This is a genomic window from Veillonella parvula (assembly GCF_018366295.1).
Classification (GTDB): domain Bacteria; phylum Bacillota; class Negativicutes; order Veillonellales; family Veillonellaceae; genus Veillonella; species Veillonella parvula_P.
The window spans coordinates 568,051-589,607 of the sequence record NZ_JAGZIJ010000001.1 but is presented as its reverse complement, the minus strand read 5'-3'; the positions used below and the strand labels follow the sequence as shown (position 1 = coordinate 589,607).

25 protein-coding genes and 1 pseudogene are annotated in these 21,557 nt (G+C 41.0%); 23 read left to right on the top strand and 3 right to left on the bottom strand.

Translation table 11 applies throughout. The annotated features are described in order from the left end of the window. Nucleotides 1-28: 28 nt before the first annotated feature. From mce to KHY58_RS02855, 10 genes and pseudogenes are all read left to right on the top strand, one after another. Nucleotides 29-451, top strand: a complete 423-nt coding sequence (gene mce / locus KHY58_RS02895; RefSeq protein ID WP_004696488.1) for a methylmalonyl-CoA epimerase — start codon at nt 29-31, stop codon at nt 449-451. A 150-nt stretch (nt 452-601) separates the two neighbouring features. Further along, nucleotides 602-2,131, top strand: a complete 1,530-nt coding sequence (gene mmdA / locus KHY58_RS02890; RefSeq protein WP_004696486.1) for a methylmalonyl-CoA decarboxylase subunit alpha — start codon at nt 602-604, stop codon at nt 2,129-2,131. 73 nt (nt 2,132-2,204) lie between these two features. Continuing rightward, nucleotides 2,205-2,552, top strand: coding sequence for a methylmalonyl-CoA decarboxylase subunit delta (gene mmdD, locus KHY58_RS02885; RefSeq protein WP_024061998.1), 348 nt, complete (start codon nt 2,205-2,207; stop codon nt 2,550-2,552). Nucleotides 2,553-2,575: 23 nt separating this feature from the next. Next, nucleotides 2,576-2,743 (top strand): methylmalonyl-CoA decarboxylase subunit epsilon, encoded by a 168-nt coding sequence (mmdE, locus tag KHY58_RS02880; protein WP_004696483.1) that lies wholly within the window; start codon nt 2,576-2,578, stop codon nt 2,741-2,743. Between the two features lie 101 nt (nt 2,744-2,844). Continuing rightward, a complete protein-coding gene (gene mmdC, locus KHY58_RS02875; RefSeq protein WP_278471870.1) occupies nt 2,845-3,228 on the top strand; it encodes a methylmalonyl-CoA decarboxylase subunit gamma in 384 nt (127 codons plus the stop codon). Between the two features lie 70 nt (nt 3,229-3,298). Beyond that, a complete protein-coding gene (mmdB, locus tag KHY58_RS02870) occupies nt 3,299-4,420 on the top strand; it encodes a methylmalonyl-CoA decarboxylase subunit beta (protein ID WP_008601435.1) in 1,122 nt (373 codons plus the stop codon). A 193-nt stretch (nt 4,421-4,613) separates the two neighbouring features. Then, nucleotides 4,614-4,872, top strand: a pseudogene (locus tag KHY58_RS10000) (hypothetical protein). A gap of 38 nt (nt 4,873-4,910) precedes the next feature. Continuing rightward, nucleotides 4,911-6,212, top strand: coding sequence for an SLC13 family permease (locus KHY58_RS02865; RefSeq protein WP_004696476.1), 1,302 nt, complete (start codon nt 4,911-4,913; stop codon nt 6,210-6,212). 240 nt (nt 6,213-6,452) lie between these two features. Continuing rightward, nucleotides 6,453-6,716 carry a SemiSWEET family transporter gene (locus KHY58_RS02860; RefSeq protein ID WP_004696474.1) on the top strand — a complete coding sequence of 88 codons (264 nt, stop codon included), beginning with the start codon at nt 6,453-6,455 and terminating at the stop codon, nt 6,714-6,716. A gap of 491 nt (nt 6,717-7,207) precedes the next feature. Then, nucleotides 7,208-7,372 (top strand): DUF362 domain-containing protein, encoded by a 165-nt coding sequence (locus tag KHY58_RS02855; RefSeq protein ID WP_004696472.1) that lies wholly within the window; start codon nt 7,208-7,210, stop codon nt 7,370-7,372. Nucleotides 7,373-7,442: 70 nt separating this feature from the next. Here KHY58_RS02855 and KHY58_RS02850 read toward each other — a convergent pair whose 3' ends face one another. Genes KHY58_RS02850 through KHY58_RS02840 form a run of 3 tightly spaced genes read right to left on the bottom strand, consistent with a single transcriptional unit; the run spans nt 7,443 to nt 9,920 of the window. Beyond that, nucleotides 7,443-8,540: a tyrosine-type recombinase/integrase gene (locus tag KHY58_RS02850; RefSeq protein WP_278471867.1), complete on the bottom strand. Its 1,098-nt coding sequence runs from the start codon at nt 8,538-8,540 to the stop codon at nt 7,443-7,445. Between the two features lie 60 nt (nt 8,541-8,600). Then, nucleotides 8,601-9,233 carry a hypothetical protein gene (locus KHY58_RS02845; RefSeq protein WP_278471864.1) on the bottom strand — a complete coding sequence of 211 codons (633 nt, stop codon included), beginning with the start codon at nt 9,231-9,233 and terminating at the stop codon, nt 8,601-8,603. 36 nt (nt 9,234-9,269) lie between these two features. After that, a complete protein-coding gene (locus KHY58_RS02840) occupies nt 9,270-9,920 on the bottom strand; it encodes an XRE family transcriptional regulator (protein ID WP_278471861.1) in 651 nt (216 codons plus the stop codon). 171 nt (nt 9,921-10,091) lie between these two features. On the opposite strand from KHY58_RS02840, the gene KHY58_RS02835 reads away from it, so the two are divergent. From KHY58_RS02835 to KHY58_RS02775, 13 genes are all read left to right on the top strand, one after another. Then, nucleotides 10,092-10,298 carry a helix-turn-helix transcriptional regulator gene (locus KHY58_RS02835; RefSeq protein WP_004697581.1) on the top strand — a complete coding sequence of 69 codons (207 nt, stop codon included), beginning with the start codon at nt 10,092-10,094 and terminating at the stop codon, nt 10,296-10,298. 27 nt (nt 10,299-10,325) lie between these two features. Then, complete coding sequence (locus KHY58_RS02830; protein WP_077707734.1) at nt 10,326-10,565, top strand: hypothetical protein; 240 nt, start codon at nt 10,326-10,328, stop codon at nt 10,563-10,565. Nucleotides 10,566-10,671: 106 nt separating this feature from the next. Next, nucleotides 10,672-10,881 (top strand): hypothetical protein, encoded by a 210-nt coding sequence (locus KHY58_RS02825; RefSeq protein WP_278471857.1) that lies wholly within the window; start codon nt 10,672-10,674, stop codon nt 10,879-10,881. Beyond that, nucleotides 10,881-11,114, top strand: coding sequence for a hypothetical protein (locus tag KHY58_RS02820; protein ID WP_278471855.1), 234 nt, complete (start codon nt 10,881-10,883; stop codon nt 11,112-11,114). The genes KHY58_RS02825 and KHY58_RS02820 overlap by 1 nt, the downstream gene beginning before the upstream one ends. A gap of 87 nt (nt 11,115-11,201) precedes the next feature. Next, nucleotides 11,202-11,633: a hypothetical protein gene (locus KHY58_RS02815; RefSeq protein ID WP_278471854.1), complete on the top strand. Its 432-nt coding sequence runs from the start codon at nt 11,202-11,204 to the stop codon at nt 11,631-11,633. Nucleotides 11,634-11,791: 158 nt separating this feature from the next. Then, nucleotides 11,792-13,168, top strand: a complete 1,377-nt coding sequence (locus KHY58_RS02810) for a DEAD/DEAH box helicase (RefSeq protein WP_278471853.1) — start codon at nt 11,792-11,794, stop codon at nt 13,166-13,168. After that, nucleotides 13,165-13,647, top strand: a complete 483-nt coding sequence (locus KHY58_RS02805; RefSeq protein ID WP_278471852.1) for a DUF4406 domain-containing protein — start codon at nt 13,165-13,167, stop codon at nt 13,645-13,647. Before KHY58_RS02810 ends, KHY58_RS02805 begins: the two co-directional genes overlap by 4 nt. Continuing rightward, a complete protein-coding gene (locus KHY58_RS02800; RefSeq protein WP_341458537.1) occupies nt 13,622-14,587 on the top strand; it encodes a site-specific DNA-methyltransferase in 966 nt (321 codons plus the stop codon). The genes KHY58_RS02805 and KHY58_RS02800 overlap by 26 nt, the downstream gene beginning before the upstream one ends. Continuing rightward, on the top strand, nt 14,580-15,149 hold the full coding sequence (locus tag KHY58_RS02795) for a hypothetical protein (RefSeq protein WP_278471851.1): 570 nt from the start codon (nt 14,580-14,582) through the stop codon (nt 15,147-15,149). Before KHY58_RS02800 ends, KHY58_RS02795 begins: the two co-directional genes overlap by 8 nt. After that, nucleotides 15,149-16,333 carry a DUF2800 domain-containing protein gene (locus KHY58_RS02790; RefSeq protein ID WP_278471850.1) on the top strand — a complete coding sequence of 395 codons (1,185 nt, stop codon included), beginning with the start codon at nt 15,149-15,151 and terminating at the stop codon, nt 16,331-16,333. Before KHY58_RS02795 ends, KHY58_RS02790 begins: the two co-directional genes overlap by 1 nt. 2 nt (nt 16,334-16,335) lie before the next feature. Beyond that, nucleotides 16,336-17,055 carry a DUF2815 family protein gene (locus KHY58_RS02785; protein ID WP_278471849.1) on the top strand — a complete coding sequence of 240 codons (720 nt, stop codon included), beginning with the start codon at nt 16,336-16,338 and terminating at the stop codon, nt 17,053-17,055. Nucleotides 17,056-17,067: 12 nt separating this feature from the next. Further along, nucleotides 17,068-19,032 (top strand): DNA polymerase, encoded by a 1,965-nt coding sequence (locus tag KHY58_RS02780; RefSeq protein WP_341458536.1) that lies wholly within the window; start codon nt 17,068-17,070, stop codon nt 19,030-19,032. Nucleotides 19,033-19,368: 336 nt separating this feature from the next. Further along, the gene (locus tag KHY58_RS02775; protein ID WP_278471848.1) at nt 19,369-21,519 is read left to right on the top strand and encodes a virulence-associated E family protein; all 2,151 of its coding nucleotides are present in this window, start codon (nt 19,369-19,371) and stop codon (nt 21,517-21,519) included. Nucleotides 21,520-21,557: the final 38 nt, after the last annotated feature.

Sequence of the window (21,557 nt, the reverse complement as noted above, 5' to 3'; positions counted from 1 at the left end):
TTTAGCCTTATAAAAGGAGATAATCAAAATGGCTTTTAAAGTATTACAAGTGGACCACATCGGTATTGGTGTTAATGATTTAGCAGCAACTAAAGAATTCTATAAAAATGCATTAGGCATTGAACATCTTCCTGAAGACGAAATCGTAGAAGAACAAAAGGTAAAAGTATCCTTCTTCCCTTGTGGTGATGCTGAACTTGAATTCTTAGAAACTACAACTCCAGATGGCCCTATCGGTAAATTTATCGAAAAAAATGGCGGTCGTGATGGCATCCAACACGTTGCATTGCGCGTTGATAATATTGAAAATGCTATTGCTGATTTGATGGCTAAAGGCGTTCGTATGATTGACGAAAAACCTCGTTATGGTGCAGGCGGCTCCTCAATTGCTTTCTTACATCCAAAAGCAACTGGCGGTGTTTTGCTTGAATTATGTCAACGTATGAAATAATACAGTATCCAATTCACATCATTATATATGAGTTGTAGATATACATATACATATAATCCTACGTTATATATTAAATATGTATGCTTCTTGAACTTTATTCATTTATGAAATAAAATGATACTGTAACAAGTTTTATTTGGAGGTGCTATAATGGCAACAGTGCAGGAAAAAATCGAGTTATTGCACGAAAAACTAGCTAAAGTTAAAGCTGGTGGCGGTGAAAAACGCGTTGAGAAACAACATGCTCAAGGTAAAATGACTGCTCGCGAACGCTTGGCTAAATTGTTCGATGATAATTCCTTCGTTGAACTTGATCAATTCGTTAAACATCGTTGTGTTAACTTCGGTCAAGAAAAGAAAGAATTACCAGGCGAAGGTGTAGTAACAGGTTATGGTACTATCGATGGTCGTTTAGTATATGCATTTGCACAAGATTTCACTGTAGAAGGTGGCTCTCTTGGTGAAATGCATGCTGCTAAAATCGTTAAAGTACAACGTTTAGCAATGAAAATGGGTGCTCCTATTGTTGGTATCAACGATTCTGGCGGTGCTCGTATTCAAGAAGCAGTAGATGCCCTTGCTGGTTACGGTAAAATTTTCTTTGAAAATACAAATGCATCTGGTGTTATTCCACAAATTTCCGTAATCATGGGTCCATGTGCAGGCGGTGCTGTATATTCTCCAGCATTGACTGACTTTATCTACATGGTTAAAAACACTTCTCAAATGTTCATCACTGGTCCTGCAGTAATCAAATCTGTAACTGGTGAAGAAGTAACAGCTGAAGATCTTGGTGGTGCAATGGCGCACAACTCCGTGTCTGGCGTTGCTCACTTTGCAGCTGAAAATGAAGATGATTGTATCGCTCAAATTCGTTACTTATTAGGCTTCTTGCCATCCAATAATATGGAAGATGCTCCATTGGTAGATACTGGTGACGATCCAACTCGTGAAGATGAAAGCTTGAATAGCTTGTTGCCAGATAACAGTAACATGCCTTACGACATGAAAGATGTTATCGCAGCTACTGTAGATAATGGCGAATACTATGAAGTACAACCATTCTATGCTACAAATATCATTACTTGTTTCGCTCGTTTTGATGGTCAATCCGTTGGTATCATCGCTAACCAACCAAAGGTAATGGCTGGTTGCTTGGACATTAACGCTTCTGACAAATCTTCCCGTTTCATCCGTTTCTGTGATGCTTTCAATATTCCAATCGTTAACTTCGTTGACGTTCCTGGTTTCTTGCCTGGCACAAATCAAGAATGGGGCGGTATCATTCGTCATGGTGCTAAGATGTTGTATGCTTACTCTGAAGCTACAGTACCAAAAATTACTGTTATCACTCGTAAAGCATATGGCGGTTCCTACCTCGCTATGTGTTCCCAAGATTTAGGCGCAGACCAAGTATATGCTTGGCCTACATCCGAAATCGCTGTAATGGGTCCTGCTGGTGCAGCTAATATTATCTTCAAGAAAGACGAAGATAAAGATGCTAAAACAGCTAAATATGTAGAAGAGTTTGCGACTCCTTATAAAGCTGCAGAACGTGGCTTCGTAGATGTTGTAATCGAACCTAAACAAACTCGTCCAGCAGTTATCAACGCTTTGGCAATGCTTGCAAGTAAACGCGAAAACCGTGCTCCAAAGAAACATGGTAATATTCCATTATAATTCGATTCGGTAAACATATCATCGAATTTGGGAGATACCTTTCTTTACTACTTTTTTAGAAAGGGGAATGATTATGGAAGGACAAGCAGTTACTACCAATCCTTGGTTAATCATGGCGATTAATATGACAGTTGTATTTGCTGTATTGATAGCTTTAGGTATTCTTATGGAAATCGTACATTTAATCGATCCTACTAGGAAGAAAAAAGAAGCACCAGCAGCAACTGCTCCTGTTGTTACTCCAACAGCTACTTTTGTAGCTCCAGCAAATGCATCTGCTCAAAATGAGGATGAAGTAGTAGCAGCTATCGTAGGTGCCATTGTGGCGATGGGGTACTCATCTGAACAAATTGCATCTATTCGACCTACAGCAACCAGTGCTAAATGGCGCTTGGAAGGTCGCTTAAGCGGTAGAGGTTAAAATATTTTTAGGAGGCATTTGTAATGAGCAATGCTACAACAACTAACGGTAAAGCTCCATCTCAAGATGTAGTAGCAGTAATCGTTGGTGCATTAGCGGCAATGGGTTATTCCGCTGATCAAATCGCGCATATCCGTCCAATCGTAAGCTACAATTGGAAAATGGAAGGCCGTTTGCGTGGTAATCGATAAGATAATTGGCTATTTTGATAATCCGTGGGATTACTCAATTTATATGTGTAAAAATATTTATAAGTTTTGTGTAGGAACTACACATTTTGGAGGAATTTAAGATGAAAAAATTCAACGTTACAGTAAATGGTACATCATATGATGTAGAAGTTAATGAAGTAAAAGCAGCGGCTCCTGCAGCAGCTCCTAAAGCAGCTCCAGCAGCAGCTCCAGCTCCTAAAGCAGCTCCTGCACCAGCTCCTGCTGCAGCAGCAGCTCCAGTTCCAGCAGGTGCTGAAACTGTAAAAGCTCCAATGCCTGGTAAAATCTTATCTGTAGCAGTATCTGCTGGTCAAGCAGTTAAAAAAGGCGAAACTTTGTTGATCCTTGAAGCTATGAAAATGCAAAATGAAATCGCAGCTCCACATGATGCTGTAGTTTCCGAAGTTCGCGTATCTGCTAACCAAACTGTATCCACTGGTGACGACATGGTTGTTCTTGGCTAATACCAAGTGTTGTATGACGTGGCTGCGCCACGTCATCTAACAATTTTATATTTGTGAAAGGGGAACGCATATGGAGGCTTTTGCTGTTGCGATTCAATCCGTTATTACAGATAGCGGGTTCCTCGCATTTACAACAGGCAATGCTATTATGATTCTTGTAGGTTTGATCCTATTGTATTTGGCATTTGCTAAAGAGTTTGAACCTTTATTGTTGGGTCCGATTGCGTTTGGTTGTATACTTGCCAATATTCCTCGTAATGGTTTCGAAGAAGGCGTTATGGCACTTATTAGCGCAGGTATCTCCCAAGAAATCTTCCCACCTTTAATTTTCCTAGGTGTAGGTGCAATGACTGACTTTGGTCCACTCATTGCTAATCCTAAAACATTGCTTTTAGGCGCTGCCGCTCAAATCGGCGTATTCGTTGCTTTAGGTGGCGCAATGATGCTTGGCTTCACAGCTCAAGAAGCAGCTGCTATCGGTATCATCGGTGGTGCTGACGGCCCTACATCCATTTACTTAGCTACTAAACTAGCTCCTCATTTATTAGGTGCTATCGCGGTTGCCGCATATTCCTATATGTCCTTGGTACCGTTGATTCAACCGCCTGTAATGAAACTCTTCACTACGCAAAAAGAACGCGAAATTGTTATGGAGCAATTGCGTGAAGTTACACGTTTTGAAAAAATCGTGTTCCCAATTGTTGCAACGATCTTCATTTCCTTATTGCTTCCTTCCATTACATCCCTTTTAGGTATGTTGATGTTAGGTAACTTGTTCCGTGAATCTGGCGTAACTGAACGTTTGTCCGATACTTCTCAAAATGCGTTAATCAATACTGTTACAATCTTCTTGGCAACTGGTACTGGTTTAACAATGAGTGCGGAACATTTCTTAAGCGTACAAACAATTCTTATTATCTGCTTAGGCTTAGTTGCATTTATCGGTGGTACTGCTGGTGGCGTATTATTTGGTAAATTGATGAGCTTAGTAGATGGTGGTAAAACAAATCCACTTATTGGTTCTGCCGGTGTATCCGCGGTTCCAATGGCGGCTCGCGTATCTCAAGTAGTAGGTGCGAAAGCTAACCCAGCTAACTTCTTGCTCATGCATGCTATGGGTCCTAACGTAGCTGGCGTTATTGGTACAGCAGTAGCTGCAGGTACAATGCTTGCTATGTTGTCTAACCACTAATAATTTAATAATTATTCACCCAGGTGTACCTAAATTGGTACACCTATTGGTGAATCAAAAAGCCCTTGGTCATTATGTAATCATACATAAAAGGGAATATTTGCAATAAATGCTTTTCAGATCGGTCATTAGGTGATTAGCAAGATTTCACAGAATAACCTTCTAGTGCTTTAAATATAGTAGAGGTGGTCACTTGTTATCAATTGAATTAAAAATACTGATTTGTTTTGTTTGGGCATTTATTGTTTTTTTTTATTACTGCGCTGATTATCGGTGCTGAAGGTAAAGCTAAATGGTTTCAGCAGAGAACTAAATATTCTTGGTTTAACCGCCGAGGTTTTCTTGGTGAAACTTTATTATTTGGGTATCCTAAAACAAGAGAGGGATATGGGATTACTTTTATAATGGCCTCTGCCATTGGTATCGTAGGTTATATTTTATATCTCTTATAATTATGTCAGTGCATTTCTCTGAAGGGAGATGATGATGTATGGGTACTGCAGAACAAACCTTAATCGTCCTTGCAGTTATGGCTGTTTTATTCGTTACGGAAATTATTCCTCTAGCTATTACTTCTTTAGGCGGCGCAATTACATTAGGCCTTATGGGTATTATTACTCCTAAGGTTGTATTCTCTGGTTTATCTGATAGTACAGTTGTGTTGTTTGCAGGCATGTTCGTTGTTGGTGCTGCATTATTCTATACTGGTTTGGCTCAAAAAATTGGGGAAACCGTAGTATCTCATGCAGGGACTAGCGAAAATGGCTTGATGCTTGCGATTATGCTTGTAACAGCTACCATGTCCGCATTTTTATCTAACACTGGTACAACAGCTGCTTTACTTCCTGTAGTTGTTGGTATCTGTGCTGTTGCTAAGATACCTGCATCTCGTCAATTGATGCCTTTAGCATTCGCTGCAGGTATCGGTGGTATCATTACAATGGTAGGTACACCACCTAATATCATTGTAAGTGGTACATTGACTAAATTTGGCATTGAACCATTTGGTTTCTTTGAGTTTGCTTGGATTGGCATTCCTTTGACTATCGCTACTATCGTATTCATGATGCTCATTGGTAAACATTTATTACCTAAACATGAAATTACTGATGCCGGTGATGTAGAACAAGAAGTAGCTGCTGAAGATATTTCTAACGATCCTAAGAAACAATTGTTCTCCGGACTTATTCTTTTAGGTGTAATCCTTGCCATGATTTTAGGTGAACCATTGAAAGAACACTTTGGTATTAACTTACCGTTGAGCATGGTTGCTGTTATTGGTGCAATGCTTTGCGTATTAACTGGTTGTTTGAATGAAAAACAAGCTTACACATCTATTGACTGGGTAACAATTTTCTTGTTTGCTGGTATGATGCCAGTGGCAACTGCACTTGATCAATCTGGTGCAGGTAAAATGATTGCTGATGCAGTAATTGGTGTTATGGGTTCCGATCCTAGTCCTTACTTTGCAACAGGCGTATTGTTTATTTTGTCTTGTGTTATGACGCAATTTATGTCTAATACTGCATCTTGTGCATTATTGGCTCCTATCGGTATCTCCATTGCTCAAGGTATGGGTGCTGATCCTCATGCTGTATTGATGGCTATCGGCGTTGCCGCATCCTGCGCATTCGGTACACCTGTAGGTACACCTCCAAATACATTAGTACTTGGTCCTGGTCAATACAAATTTACTGACTATGTAAAAGCTGGCGTTCCATTGATTTTAGTTTGCTTCGTAGTAAGCTTAATTATCATTCCAATGGTATGGCCATTCTTCCCTGGTAAATAATAGGGAATAGGTTACTCTACTATACAAGCACACACGAGGTCGAATCGTAAGATTCGGCCTCGTTTTTTATGATTTTAGTCTATATGATTTTAATATAGATTACATATAAGTGTAATCAAAAGCAATATGAATTAAACTAATTTGCATGATTAATTTTACACAATTGACTACATCGAAAAAAATATGATATAGTATATTGTGTAAGATATAATAATGTAATGTTGAATAAGGAGGTCATCTATGACAAAAGAAAGATTTAACATGTTAGTTGGTTCTATTGGTGCATTTATTGGTGTATTTGTATTTTTAGCCTATATCCCACAAATAATTGCTAATCTTCATGGTCAACCTAGTCAACCATGGCAACCATTATTTGCAGCAGTATCCTGTTTGATCTGGGTATTATATGGTTGGACAAAATCACCTAAACGTGATTATATTTTAATCGTACCAAACCTTGCAGGCGTTATTTTAGGTACACTAACATTCTTAACATCTTTCTAAGTGCTATAAGAAAAAAATAGTATTATTGTTATATAGTGAATAATAGTAAAGATATTACTTTACTTTATAAATATAAATGAGGTCGAATCGTATGATTCGGCCTTTTTTAGAGTGAAGTTTATATGTTAGATTAAAATATAGATAAGCGTTAAATCTGTTGTAATAAAAAAATAGTTTTTATGATAATAAATATTGATAATTGAATTCCTAGTATAATAGTACGTATTTTAATTGAAATGATAATTAGTGCATTCTCAATTATTGATTATTAAACTCAATTACATAAATGAAAAGAAATATCAAAATGCATATGAATATAGGCTTTTTATGATAAAAAGGAACAATTATTATGCAAAATATTCTATAATTTTTTATCATTTTCATTTGACTTTCAATTTGAACTGTGTGATAATGAGAACATAAGTTGAGGCAAGTGCCTTTCTAAATGATAATAAAAAGTTCTGATCTATATTTTGATGGAGGTCCTAATTATGAGAGTTATTGCTGATGGTTGCATTAAATGTGGTTCTTGCGCATCTGTTTGCCCAGTTTCCTGCATTACTGAAGGCGAAACTAAATACGAAATTGGCGATGCTTGCATCGATTGCGGTTCTTGCGAATCCGTTTGCCCAGTTTCTGTAATTTCCGCTGAATAGTACAACAAATCTAAAAGACCAGTAAACGCTTATGTTTACTGGTCTTTTTATTTTTGCAAAACGGTATAAATCACCTAATTTCTTCTCGGTTGCTCAACCGTTGCTCACCTTTTAATAGGTCACCTCCGTAAGGTAACTTATTCACCGCATCAATATATTGTTGTAGTGTTTTATGCGTATAGACATCTGCAGTGATATTATCCTTGTTAGCGTGGCCGACGATCCGCTTGATTATAATCTCATCAATACCTATATTGCTGCACATTGATATAAAAGTATGTCTGGTATCATGTGGCTTGTGCTCGCCTAGGTTCCATTCTTTACATCTTTTTTGCAGTTCCTTGCGGTATATGTCCTTATGTATCACGCCATCTAGTAGGCACTCGGAGCGTTTAAATTTTGCTTGCTGGTAGAGTTCCTTGATGAAAGGGGAGATACATTCTGCAATAGGGATAGCTCGATTACGGCCAGCCTCCGTTTTAGAACCGCCAATCATATACCGCTCCTTAATGTGGACATCATCAACTCGAATTGTTTGTAATTCGTTCAATCTGAGCCCCGTGTAGGCGTATATGAGTGTTAGCTTGGAGATTATATCGTCATCGTGCCGCCAAAGCTCATAGAGCGCTAAATTTGTAAATATGTTAGCTTTCTTAATCGGCGTTGCGTTTTTGTTGATGATAATATCAGAAAGGTAGTTACGAGGGATGACTTCCTGCTTTACGGCAAGTGTGCCGACCGAAACTATGATCGCTTTAATTAACTTTTGATAAGATTTTGTGTGCGTCGAATTATCGAATATAGACTGCAGATGCGCCGCCCTAAGGTTTCTCATTTCGATATTAAATAGGTGTTCTACCAATTTTCGGACAACGTGCATGCTTTTAATACGCCCTTTAGATAGCCCCTGGCGTTCAGCTTCTTCCATACGCCAATCAAAGCACTGCCCAAAAGTGATTTTGCGTTCCTCTTGAATTTGTGGATTAGTAGAGAATAAGGCAAGGGCATTATACGCTTCTTTTTGCGTTGCAAAGGTACCTATGGATTTCCGTAAGGGTTTACCCTCAGAATTGTATCCAAGAGTCACCACGGCTCGATATGGCTTACGTAGAGCCTTATGTTTCATCTTATACACGGTGCCAGTACCATTGGCGCGTTTCATGGCCATAATTACATACCTCCTAAAATACCCCTATCTGAGTAGTATCGGATAGGGGCTTTACGTTTATTAATCACTTGTCTTATAGACTAATTTATTTTCTTTATCCATAAGTTCTGCTAATTTATCAGTGGTAATAGGTATTTCAATTTTATCGCCATTTCCATTAATAAATTTAATAGTATACGGTGGGTTCATAATTATTTGTTTAGGTATTGCATAGTAGACAAGGGCATAGCTATGCGGCATCATATCATAGATTTTGGTATTCATCGCTACTGGGATTATATACTGATTGTCCTTTTCTATAAGTAATCGTTGTGATGGTAGTTGAGGCATTACTGTACCGGCTAATGGATTCTTTAGATGAAGTGCATATGTAGCTATGTATACATAATCATTACTGTTTAGTATGGCTTTCTTAAAAGATTCGTCTGGAAAAATCAGACGATCGTCTTTGGAATATGATACATATTTAGTGATTGTAGCTGGGGTAATTAATACCGCGGCGCCACCAGCTCCACTCCGAAGTTCAACTCCATAATTAATTGGGCTTTCAAGTTTACGATCAGTTTTATAATTTTGCCCGGTGCTCCAGATTTTATCATACGTTTCTGGGGTTACATCAATAAATTGTGCAAATGAAGAACTAGCAACTGTTGCAAATAATGCCGCGATAGATAAAATTTTATAGAATTTCATTGTTTATCTCCCTTATTAATCTCCCATATTAATCTCTTACAAAGTTACATTGTACATAACAACCTTACCAATCAGGTATAAGTCATCTGTATTCTCGTAACTAAATATGATGTCCCGAAATGCCATATCCGAGCTATCAGGTTTAAATACAAATTCTTGATGTTGTTTGTCATTGTAGAATCTTTTAACTGTATAATCCCCTCCATTCTTAATAACTACAATATCTCCGTCATGGATATCTGGTAGTTCTATATTTGTTAAGATGGCAATAACGGATCCATTTTGGATAACATTATTCATGCTTTCGCCGTTGACAGCCATAAGTAATATATTCTTATTGCCCGCATAGCGCCCCATCATGAAATCAGGGATAGATATGGTAGGCATGAAGTTAATGGCGTCTATCGTGGTTAACGCGCCCGCTGATACAGATGCAGGTACGTAGTGATAGGAATTCGTGCTCACTGTTAACTTTTCTTCAGCATCTAAATTGTCCTTTAGCAGGTCCATGATACTGACATGTAGTATATCTGCTAGTTCATATAATTTACCTACTGGTGGCTCGGCCATTCCTGTTTCCCATTTCTGAATAGTAGTAAATGACTTATACCCGAGCCGTTTAGCAATCTCATCCTGTGATAAGTTTCTTAATTTCCTAAAGTACCTAATATTATCTGAAAGTTTCATAATATCCTCCTCTCGATCTCCCAAACTTATATACTAATTATATAATGCATTTGAATTAAATTCAATTATATTTTATATTTTTTATCGTAAACTTGAAAAAAAATCAAATTCGTTATTGACACTTGAATTTAATTCATGTTATTATGAGGTCACGATAAGGAGGTGGTAGTAATGCCAAACAAATTTTATATTTCCGAGTTGAGGGCTCGGAAAGGGGCAACACAGGCGCAAGTTGCCGCCGATCTTGGCATATCTGTTGCCACGTATAACGCGTGGGAAAAGGATATATCCAATGTGGCCATTAGTAAAGTAGTGGCATTGGCGGAGTACTTCGGCTGTACGGTTGACCAAATTTTTTTGACTAGAAACTTGAATTAAAATCAAGTAAAAGGAGGGGCAGTGCACATGATTAGAAAAGTGATTTCAGTCGCCCAGATGTCGACCGTGCTCGGTGTTAGTCTAACGGCTATCCGAGAGGGCATCGCAAGAGACCGATTTCCGTTTGCATATGCCTGGCAGTCGCCGGGCAAGAAATCCCGTAGCTTTGTCATTGATAAAGAGGGATTTAGGACGTTCCTTGTCCATTCATTAGGCTGGGACGTGAAAGTAGTTGATGCGGAGTTTAAATCCGCAGGAATTCATTAGGAGGAATTAATCATGACATGGATTGACGCAGGAATGCATTTGAGTTTGGCTGCGGCAGCAGTAGCATCTATTTTATCAATGATGATGTTATAGGAGAAACGTAATTATGAAAGCTATTCCAGTAAACGAAACAGCAATGGCCGCACATCTAAAAGCAATCGAATCTGATCGTATTTTAAATCACATCAATAGCAATATTATGGATGCAGCATATGAGTTGCAAGATTTTATGTGTGATTATGATGAATCGGAAATCCGTATTATCGTGACTACAGATGGCATTACGGCTGAACGGATTGAGGAGGACGAGGAATAATGGGATATATGTTGTTTGGGGCATTTTTGGTCGTAGGTTCTATGGGCGCCTTAGAAGTTGACCATATTGGATGGGAACAGTTTATATTGCAATCGTTAATCGGACTCGTTATATCCTTATATGGCTTTTACAAAGATAAAGCCGAAATGGATGCTGAAGAGCAGGAAAATGTCACGTACATTCCACGAGTAAGAACTCACGGAGATTATTGTAAAAACCCTTATTACAACTAAAGGAGACAGAAAATGACAAAATCTTATGTCAGCAAACAAAAATTAATAGAATTTGTGTATCAAATTAGTGAGGAAAGTCTTAGTGCTTTGCATAAAGAAAAGATTGCTGCTTTAGAAGAGGCCCTATCTAATAGGGAGGACTTCAAAAAATTTGAAGAGGCCTTATCGAATGCTCTCACATTTGCGGAAGCACTATCGAATGCCGGTTTCGGGGATGCATTTATCGATATGCTACCTTCAAAGGATGCCCTAATTGGTCGATTGAATAGCCGTTGCCAAGTTTTATATGACGATCCAAATGAAAATTGGGCAGCCATATGCGCCGTAGTAAGACCATATGAAGATCTAATATATGCTATTCAACATACACGTAACGCCGCATATCGATTCATCTATGCCTCTCAGTCAGGTAGAGCTGCTGCCGATAAGCTAAAAGAAGCAGGATTAGATTATTACACATGGGAAGCTAGAAAGCCTGAGATGGTGCTTGATTTAAGTGCTTTGAAGGGTGGTGATTAAATTGCGAAATTGCAGCAACTGTCCAAAGCGAGACTACTGCATTCCTGATGAATGCGAGGATTTGGGCATAAAAAATGAGCCTGATGATGCGGCAACATCAACAAGCTCAAATTAGAAAAATAATATTCTACGTTGATTATATCTAAAGGAGGACGTATTTGCAACAATATGAAGAGTTCATATCCGCTAAATCTAAAATGTCGGAATCTCATGGATTTGATATTGATTCAGGCATGTTAAACAAACATCTATTTGATTTTCAACGAGATATCGTTAAATGGGCCTTGGCAAAAGGTAAAGCTGCTATATTCGCAGATTGCGGATTGGGTAAAACTTTAATGCAGCTGTCATGGGCGTATGAGATTTATCTACATACAGGTGGATCAGTACTCATATTAGCACCACTAGCTGTGGCCGCTCAAACACAGTCCGAGGGTGAACGTTTCGATATTCCTGTGACTATATGCGAATCTGATGATGATATTGTGCCAGGCGTTAATATTACAAATTACGAGAAATTGGGACGATTCAATACCGACAACCTAATAGGTGTCGTATTGGATGAATCAAGTATCCTAAAATCATTCACTGGTAAAGTGCGTACGGATTTGATTAATCGATTCAGTAATACGCCATATCGGCTAGCGTGTACGGCAACACCTGCACCGAATGACTATATGGAACTTGGCAATCACGCAGAGTTCCTCGGCATCATGAGCCGTAATGAGATGTTATCTATGTATTTCACGCACGATGGTAGCGATACCGCTAAATGGCGATTAAAAGGTCATGCGGAGAATACCTTTTGGGAATGGATGGCGTCATGGGCAGTCGTGCTAGATAACCCGGCTTCCCTGGGTTATGAAGATGATGGCTATGAATTGCCTGAGTTACACGTACATGAAATTATTGTTGATAAAACAGGTGATGATGTCCCTACTTTATCCTTACTGGAACGCCGCAGGGCTCGCAAAGCATCTCTTGAATCAAGATGTAGAGCAGCAGCTGATTTAGTCAATGCATCTAATGAGCAATGGCTAGTGTGGTGCGACCTTAACGATGAATCAACTACGCTGAAAGAAATGATTGATCTCGCAGAGGACGTCAAAGGTAGTGATAAGGCGACTCGAAAGCAGGGCATGATGTTAGGTTTTGGTTCTGGATTCCTAAAATGTTTGGTAACAAAGCCAAGTATCGCTGGATTCGGAATGAACTGGCAAAACTGCCACAATATGATTTTTGTTGGACTATCCGATAGTTATGAACAGTATTATCAAGCGCTTCGTCGATGCTGGCGATTTGGCCAGAAGCATGAGGTGAACGCCTATATTGTAATTTCCGAAAAGGAAGGCGCGGTTAAAGCGAATATCGAACGTAAGGAAGCGGATGCTATAAAAATGAGGGACGCTATGATTGCGCTTACTCGTGACGCTGTTCGTACTGAATTATCTAAAACTAGACGGGAAGCAACGGAATACAATCCGTGTGTGCCGATGGTGTTACCTAACTGGGCAGAAATGAGGGCTATTATATGACTAAAATTTACGTCAGCCATCCATTCGGAGGATTGGCTAAAAATAAAAAGAATGCTGACTCTGTATTAAAGTGGCTGCAGGACGATATGGGTGTATTTCCGATAAAGGAACCTTTTGGCAGTGATACGCATAACATATTCCTATCACCTATACATATGTTTGGGCATTTATATAACAAGGTTGATTATGATACTGGCATAGGCTGGTGTATTGACCTTCTAAGTGGTTGCGATGCAATCATAATGTGCAACGGCTGGGAGAACTCAACCGGGTGCAATTTGGAGCTAGCTTATGCTAAGGATCATAACATAAGAGTCATCCATATCAATGAATTAAAAGCAGCCAGATTAACTAGATTATCTGTTGATGCAGGTATGGATAAAGCTATAGCTGCCCTAGCTGGATTTGCAATGCTGCAAGCGCTAAATAAGAAAGCAAAGGAGGACCTACAACGTGAACGTGCTAAATCAGTTAATTGAGTCCCGATTTGCAATATATAATGGCGACTCAGTAGAAGTGCTGAAAGGGCTACCTGATGATAGTGTTCATTACTCTATATTTAGCCCGCCATTTAGTAGTTTGTATGTCTACTCTAATTCTGATAGGGATATGGGCAACTCATCTACTGATAGCGAGTTTTGGCAGCACTTCAAGTATTTAATTACTGAATTATATCGTGTAATAATGCCTGGGCGATTAGTATCAGTTCATTGTATGGATTTACCACTCACGAAATCCAGGGACGGTGTTATCGGAATGAAAGACTTTCCTGGTGACATTATTCGAGCCTTTCAGGATGCTGGATTCGTGATGCATTCCCGAGTCACGATTTGGAAAGACCCTCTCATTGAGGCTACTCGGACAAAGGCGCTAGGGCTTTTACACAAGCAAATTGTAAAAGATTCTGCCATGTGTAGAATGGGGGCGCCCGATTACATCGTGACGTTGCGTAAACCTGGTGACAATCCGGAGCCCATCGCGCATCCAGAAGGGTTTACCCAGTTTTTCGGGCAGGAGGAACCTGAGGGCATCAAAGGAATTGAACGTCCTGCGCCTGATCCAGAGTTGTTTGATAAAAAGCAGAAATACAATACGGAGCCTATGTATAGCCATCAAGTATGGCGACGATACGCTAATCCTGTATGGGCTGACATCCGTCAAACGCATACGCTGAATTATAAAGCAGCTCGTGACAATAAGGACGAACGTCACATATGCCCGCTGCAGCTAGATACTGTAGCTCGATGCATCGAATTGTGGAGTAATCCGAATGATATCGTACTTGATCCGTTTGCCGGTATCGGTACTGTACCAGTTATGGCACTTCGTATGGGTCGTAGGGCTTTAGGGTTCGAGCTAAAAGAATCGTATTATAACCAATCAATTATTAATATTCAGGAGGAGTTAAACAATGATTAAAGTTGAAGTTCAAGGAGTTAATGTACTAGATGTATATAATCAGCTAAAAGCTGTGTTAAATCAATTCAAAAGTTTTGTAGATAGCGATAGAGCAATGGATGATAAAGCCCCTGGCATGGTAGATACAGTGGTATCTACAGTAGCAGCACCGTCCGTGTGCGTATCTAATCTTACACCACAAGATACAAATCAAGGTGTACCTACTACAACAGTAGCTGTGCAACCAAACTCCATATCCATGACGGTACCTAATGCAGCTGTACAAGTTACTCCTACTCAAGTAGCTGTTACGGCACCAACTGTCAGCGTGGCAACTGATACCCCGGTACAAACAGTTACCGCACCTGTGCAAACACCTGTTACTGCTCCGGTATCTCAAGAAGTTAAAAAGTATACATTGCCTGAAATTCAAGCGGCGCTTGCACCATTACTTGACGCAGGGAAAGCTGTAGAATTGCAACAATTAATGGCACAATTCGGTGTTCAATACTTGGGTGAAGTACCTGAGGACAGATACCCTGAATTAGTAAATGCAATTAGAGGATTGGGGGCAAGAATCTAATGGCACCTCGATCACATGCATTATTAAACGCATCGGGGTCGCACCGGTGGCTGCATTGTACAGCCGCCCCTCTTCTAGAGGAGATCTTTCCCGATAGTACATCTGTGTATGCAAAGGAAGGAACCCTGGCACACGAACTGTGTGAGTTAAAACTACAGAAGTATACCACGGCCATGGCTAAATCCACATACACTCGCAAGTTCAACAAAATCAAAAAGGATGAGTTGTGGCAACCAGAAATGGACGATACCTCGGAAACATACCTTGAATATGTCAAAGGTGTTATGTTGGGTTGCACAGCAACTCCAGTAGTAGCCATTGAAAAACGCGTTGATTTTAGTCGTTATGTACCCGATGGATTCGGCACGGCTGACTGTATTATTCTATCCGGCGACACCTTGCACATCGTTGATTACAAGCACGGAAAAGGGGTAGTCGTTGATGCGGAACACAATCCGCAAATGATGTTATACGCTCTTGGTGCGATTGATGCGTATAGATTACTCTATATGTTCAATACGGTCAAAATGACTATCGTGCAGCCCCGTGTTAATAATATCAGCGAATGGGAAATCCCTACGGCAGAACTACTGGAGTGGGGTAATACATTCGTCAAACCTCGTGCAGACGAGGCTATGTCTGGCAACGGTAAATTTGAACCCGGCGACTGGTGCAGATTCTGCAGGGCGAAACAACAGTGCAAAGCCCGATATGAGGCAAACGACTCATTGCACAGTGCGCTAGTTGCTAATCATGATCCTCGACTTATCTCGATGACAGAACTCGGCGAATATCTTCGTCGAGGTAAAGACGTCGCTGCTTGGCTCGAGGATATGAAAGACTACGCACTCACCGAATCCCTTAACGGAGTGACAGTCCCTGGCTGGAAAGCAGTAGAGGGTCGTGGTAGTCGAGCCTTTCAAGACACCGATGCTGCTATAGATACTTTAATCAAAGCTGGCATCGATGAAAGCATTCTATATGAACGTAAGACATTAACATTGGCACAGATGGAAAAGACCATCGGTAAAACCCAATTTAATGATATGGTAGGCGACATGATAGTTAAGAAAGCAGGCAAACCTACCCTAGTTGAGGAATCCGATAAGCGCCCTCGGATTACCAATCAACCTACTGCGGCGCAAATATTTAATGTATCTAATGATAATAATGGAGGTAATTAATTATGTCATTCGTTCCACAACCAACTGAAGTATTATTGCAAAATGTTCGCGTATCCTACTGCCATCTATTAGAACCTTGGGCTAATTCCACACAGCCTGGTGCTAAACCTAGATATTCAGCTACTATTCTTTTACCTAAAACTGATGTAGCTCAACACCAAGCTCTCATGAATGCTATCGAAGCTGCTATCCAATCAGCTCGTACTAAATTCGGCGCACGTGTTCCAGCACAGCCAAAAGTACCAATTCATGATGGCGATGGATACACACAATCTGGTAAGGAGTTTGGTCCTGAATGTAAAGGTCATTGGGTATTTACAGCAGCGCAAGATGCTAGCTATAAAGTTGAAGTAGTAGATCTTCAAGGTAATCCTCTCACAAATCCTACGCAAGTATATTCCGGCATGTATGTCAATGTACTCGTTCGATTCTTTTTCTATTCTAATCAATCCACTGGTATCGGATGTGGTTTGGGGCCTGTTCAAAAAGTACGCGACGGTGAAGCGTTGGGTAGCATGCCTGTTGCAGCATCCTCTGTATTTGGTGCACCTCAAGGTAGTGCGGCTAATGTTTATACCGGTGCTCCAGTAGCAGCAGGTCAACCTGTGCAACAACAAGCAGCTCAACAGGGTTATGTACAACAGGCATATACTACGACACCTCAGCAATCTGTACAACAAGCTCCTGTAGGGATTAACCCTGTAACTGGTCAACCTTACTAATAGGTGCCTGATATGAGGCATCTAAGTATTGATATAGAAACATATTCATCGACTGATATCTCATTCGGAGTGTACAAATATACTGAATCACCTGATTTCGACATATTACTATTTGCGTATTCCTACGACTTTGGCCCTGTTGAAGTCGTAGATTTAGCGCAGGGAGGGGTAATTCCTTACTATGTAATTCGTGATTTATTGAACCCAGATGTAATCAAGCACGCTTACAATGCACAATTTGAAATTACGTGTCTAAATCGTGCAGGTTTACTCACATCTGTTGATCAGTGGCAGTGCACGATGATTCACGGTGCCTACTTAGGATACCCTATGGGCCTAGCCTTACTCGGCAAGGCCCTGGGGTTACCTCAGGATAAGAAAAAGGACACATCAGGCAAAGCACTTATCAAGTACTTTTGTACACCATGCAAGCCTACTAAACGTAATGGGGGCCGTACCCGTAATCTACCTAGGCACGATATGGATAAATGGAATGCTTTTGTCGAGTACAACCGCCAGGACGTTATCACTGAGATGGAATGTTATCACAGATTAGCCTCATTCCCCGTACCTGATGATACGTGGAAAGATTGGTATCTTGATATCCAAATCAATAGTAGAGGGGTACGCATTGACCATGAATTGGTTGAGGGTGCCTTATACATTGATGAGGAAAATCGAGAAATGTTGATGAATGAGGCTTACCAAATCACGGGACTTAGTAACCCTAACAGCCGGAATCAATTACTTGATTGGCTAAACAATAATACTAATGTCAGTCTTGAGAAGTTAACTAAGGACACTGTGGCCGATGCTCTGTTGGATGCTGATGACGTTGCCGCAAAAGTGCTTACGATTCGAAAGAAACTCGCGAAGTCATCAGTATCTAAATACACCATGATGGATGGCGCTATGGGCGCTGATCTTCGTCTCAGAGGAACATTACAGTTCTATGGTGCCAACCGTACCGGACGCTGGGCTGGTCGTCTTATCCAGGTGCAAAACCTACCAAGAAATTACATCGAAAACCTCGACACGGCTCGGCATCTCGTTAAAACCAAAAACCGTCAAGGGTTAGAACTTCTATACGGCGATGTATCGGATACGCTATCTCAATTAATTCGTACCTCAATTATTGCTGAAAAGGACAATACATTATGTGTGGCCGACTTCTCAGCCATTGAGGCTCGTGTTATTGCATGGTTATCGGGAGAACATTGGCGGCAGCGAGTATTCGCTGAGGGCGGAGACATATACTGTGCTTCCGCATCATCGATGTTTGGTGTTCCCGTTGTTAAACATGGCGAGAATGGGCATCTTAGACAAAAAGGTAAAGTCGCTGAATTGGCACTCGGATATCAAGGCGGAGTAAATGCATTAAAAGCCATGGGAGCTCTTGATATGGGACTCCATGAGGAGGAATTACCTGAAATCGTAAATTTATGGCGCAACGCATCGCCTAGAATACGAGATTTGTGGTATGCCGTTGAGAATGCGGCCGTGTACACCGTTACTACCGGGAATCCTATAGGCCTTGACCACGGCATTATGTTCCGTTTGGAAATTGATCCAATATACGGTTACCGTTATATGACGATTGAACTACCTAGCGGACGTAAGCTATTTTATCCTAACCCAAGCATTAAGCAGAATGCGTTCGGTAAGGATGCTGTACATTTTAAGACTAAAGTAAATGCTGCATGGGTTACTGAAAGTACCTATGGAGGCAAATTAGTCGAAAACATCACACAAGCAGTCGCTCGCGATTGTTTAGCGTTAACGTTACGCCGATTGGAGGATGTAGGATATCAAATTATCATGCACATCCATGATGAAGCTGTACTTGAAATCAACAAGGAGAATGCAGAATCTACGTTAAATGATGTTAATGCTATATTCTCAATCGCCATACCTTGGGCAGACGGGCTGCTATTATCATCCGCAGGATTTACTAACGACTATTATATGAAAGATTAGGAGGGGATACACTTGCAAAACGATAAACTGATTACCATCAGTATCGGTGCGAGTCGCACATCAAAGCAATGGACCCGTACGGAGATGTTGTGGTCCGAGTTTTGTGAACGCCTCAAAATCCCCGTTCGTACAACAGAAACCGTGGACGAATACCACAGATTGCCAAAATCTGAGAAAAGCAAGCTAAAGGACATAGGCGGCTTTGTTGGTGGTACTTTAAGCGGTCTACAACGTAAAGCTATTAACGTGTCTGGGCGTGATCTAATTACCCTTGATATGGATGCCATATCGCCTGGGGAAACCGAGAACGTCGCTCGCACGATTGACAGCCTAGGCATGGCTTATGTCATCTACTCAACCCGTTCTCATACGGTGCATCGTCCACGGTTACGTGTTATCGTCCCTACTGATAGAACGATGACACCTGATGAGTATGAGCCTATTGCTCGTAAGCTGGCAGAGCTCATCGGCATTGGTATGATGGATGGAACTACGTTCGAAGCTTCTCGGCTCATGTATTGGCCATCATGCCCGAATGATGCGCAATATGTATATTACGTAGGCGATAAGGCATTCTTATCTGCTGACGGTATGCTCAGCCAATATACTGATTGGCGAGATGTGCGTTCTTGGCCACAAGTACCAGGTAAGGAAGCATCGCAGCATGAAAAGCAGCTACTTGCAAAGCAAGCTGATCCGAGAGAAAAACCAGGTATTGTAGGTGCCTTTTGTCGAATATATGGTATCCGTGAGGCGATTGATAAATTCATACCTCATGCATATGTTGATGTTGAGGGCAGCGAGGACCGCTTAACGTTCGTTACTGGCTCAACGGTAGCCGGGGCGGTTATCTATGATGACGATACATTCCTGTTCAGTCACCATAATACTGACCCGTGCAGTGGTCAACTGGTTAATGCCTTTGACCTTATCCGGCTGCATAAGTTCCACAGCTTAGACGAGACTGCTAAGGATGGGACACCTGGGCATAAGCTGCCATCTTACATGGCTATGTCTAAACTAGCTATGCAAGATACAGTAGTCGTTAACGAACTCAACATGGCCCGTGCCCGAGAATCAGCATCAAATGTATTTGCTGATATTATCACGGATGTATCGGCTCACGCTGAGACATCCGACCTCGACCCTAATGCGTTAACGAACGTCGACTGGATGAAAAGCTCGACTTTGAAGTACGACGAGAATGGTCGACCTAAGAACACATTAGATAACATGCTTAAAATCATGCACCATGATCCGGCGCTTGTCGGTAGACTTGCCTATGATAGATTTGGTTCGAGATACGTGGCAAAAGGGGCCCTACCATGGAACCCAACGCCAGGACTTCGCATATGGACCGATGCAGATGATGCGGGCTTACGGTGGTACCTGGAAAATAAATATGATATCACCGGCAAAGATAAAATCATGGATGCCCTCATTATGTGCGCTGAGCAAAATGGATTTAATGAAGTACTAGATTACCTTAACGGGTTATCCTGGGATGGCATTGCCCGATTAGATACCATATTCATCGACTACTTAGGGGCTGAGGATAATGTATATACCCGTGCAGCCGCTAGAAAGTCATTTACGGCAGCAGTAGCGCGAGCGTTTGAGCCTGGGTGCAAGTATGATACGATGCCAATTCTTATTGGAGGTCAGGGTATTGGTAAAAGTACTCTTATCCGAACGATGGGTAAGAAGTGGTATGCTGATGGCTTAAATACCTTTGAGGGTAAGGAAGCTGCAGAAGGCATTCAAGGTAAATGGATTATAGAAGCTGGTGAAATGGCGGGGTATTCGAGGGCTGAAGAAAATGCATCTAAGCAATTTTTAAGTCGTCAAGTAGATGTATTTCGTCAAGCCTATGGCCGACGTACACAAGAGTATCCACGGCAGTGTGTGTTCTTTGGCAGTACGAATCAGTATGAGTTCCTAAAAGATATCACAGGCAATCGCCGATTTTGGCCTATTGATCTTGAAATGACGACTCCGCGAAAGAACATATTCGTTAATCTTCCAGGGGAAGTAGACCAGTTATGGGCGGAGGCCTTGTATCGGTATAAAAGCGGGGAAAGCCTCATTATCGAGGATGACCCGAACGTACTAAAACTGGCTGATGCGGCTAGAGAGGCGCACATGGAATCAAATACCAAAGCAGGACTGATTAATGAGTTTTTATTAATCAAAGTGCCTTTAAATTGGAATGTGATGAGTCGGAGCGCCAGGAGGACGTATCTTAGCATGAATGCTAAACCTGCCGAGGGTCAAGAGTTAGTATATCGTGACCGTATTTGTGCGGCAGAGGTATGGTGGGAGTGTTTCGGTAACGACCCAAGTCGCATGAAGAAAATCGAGACCAGGGAAATTAATCAAATACTGGCGGACTCCCCATATACATTGGGCGGAAGTCAGTTGATGAGATTTGGTGAATATGGACATCAAAGAGGGTTCAGAATCAACGAGTCAAAACTGACTTTATAACGTTAACATTCTCAATTAAGCGTTAACATTCTCAGTAT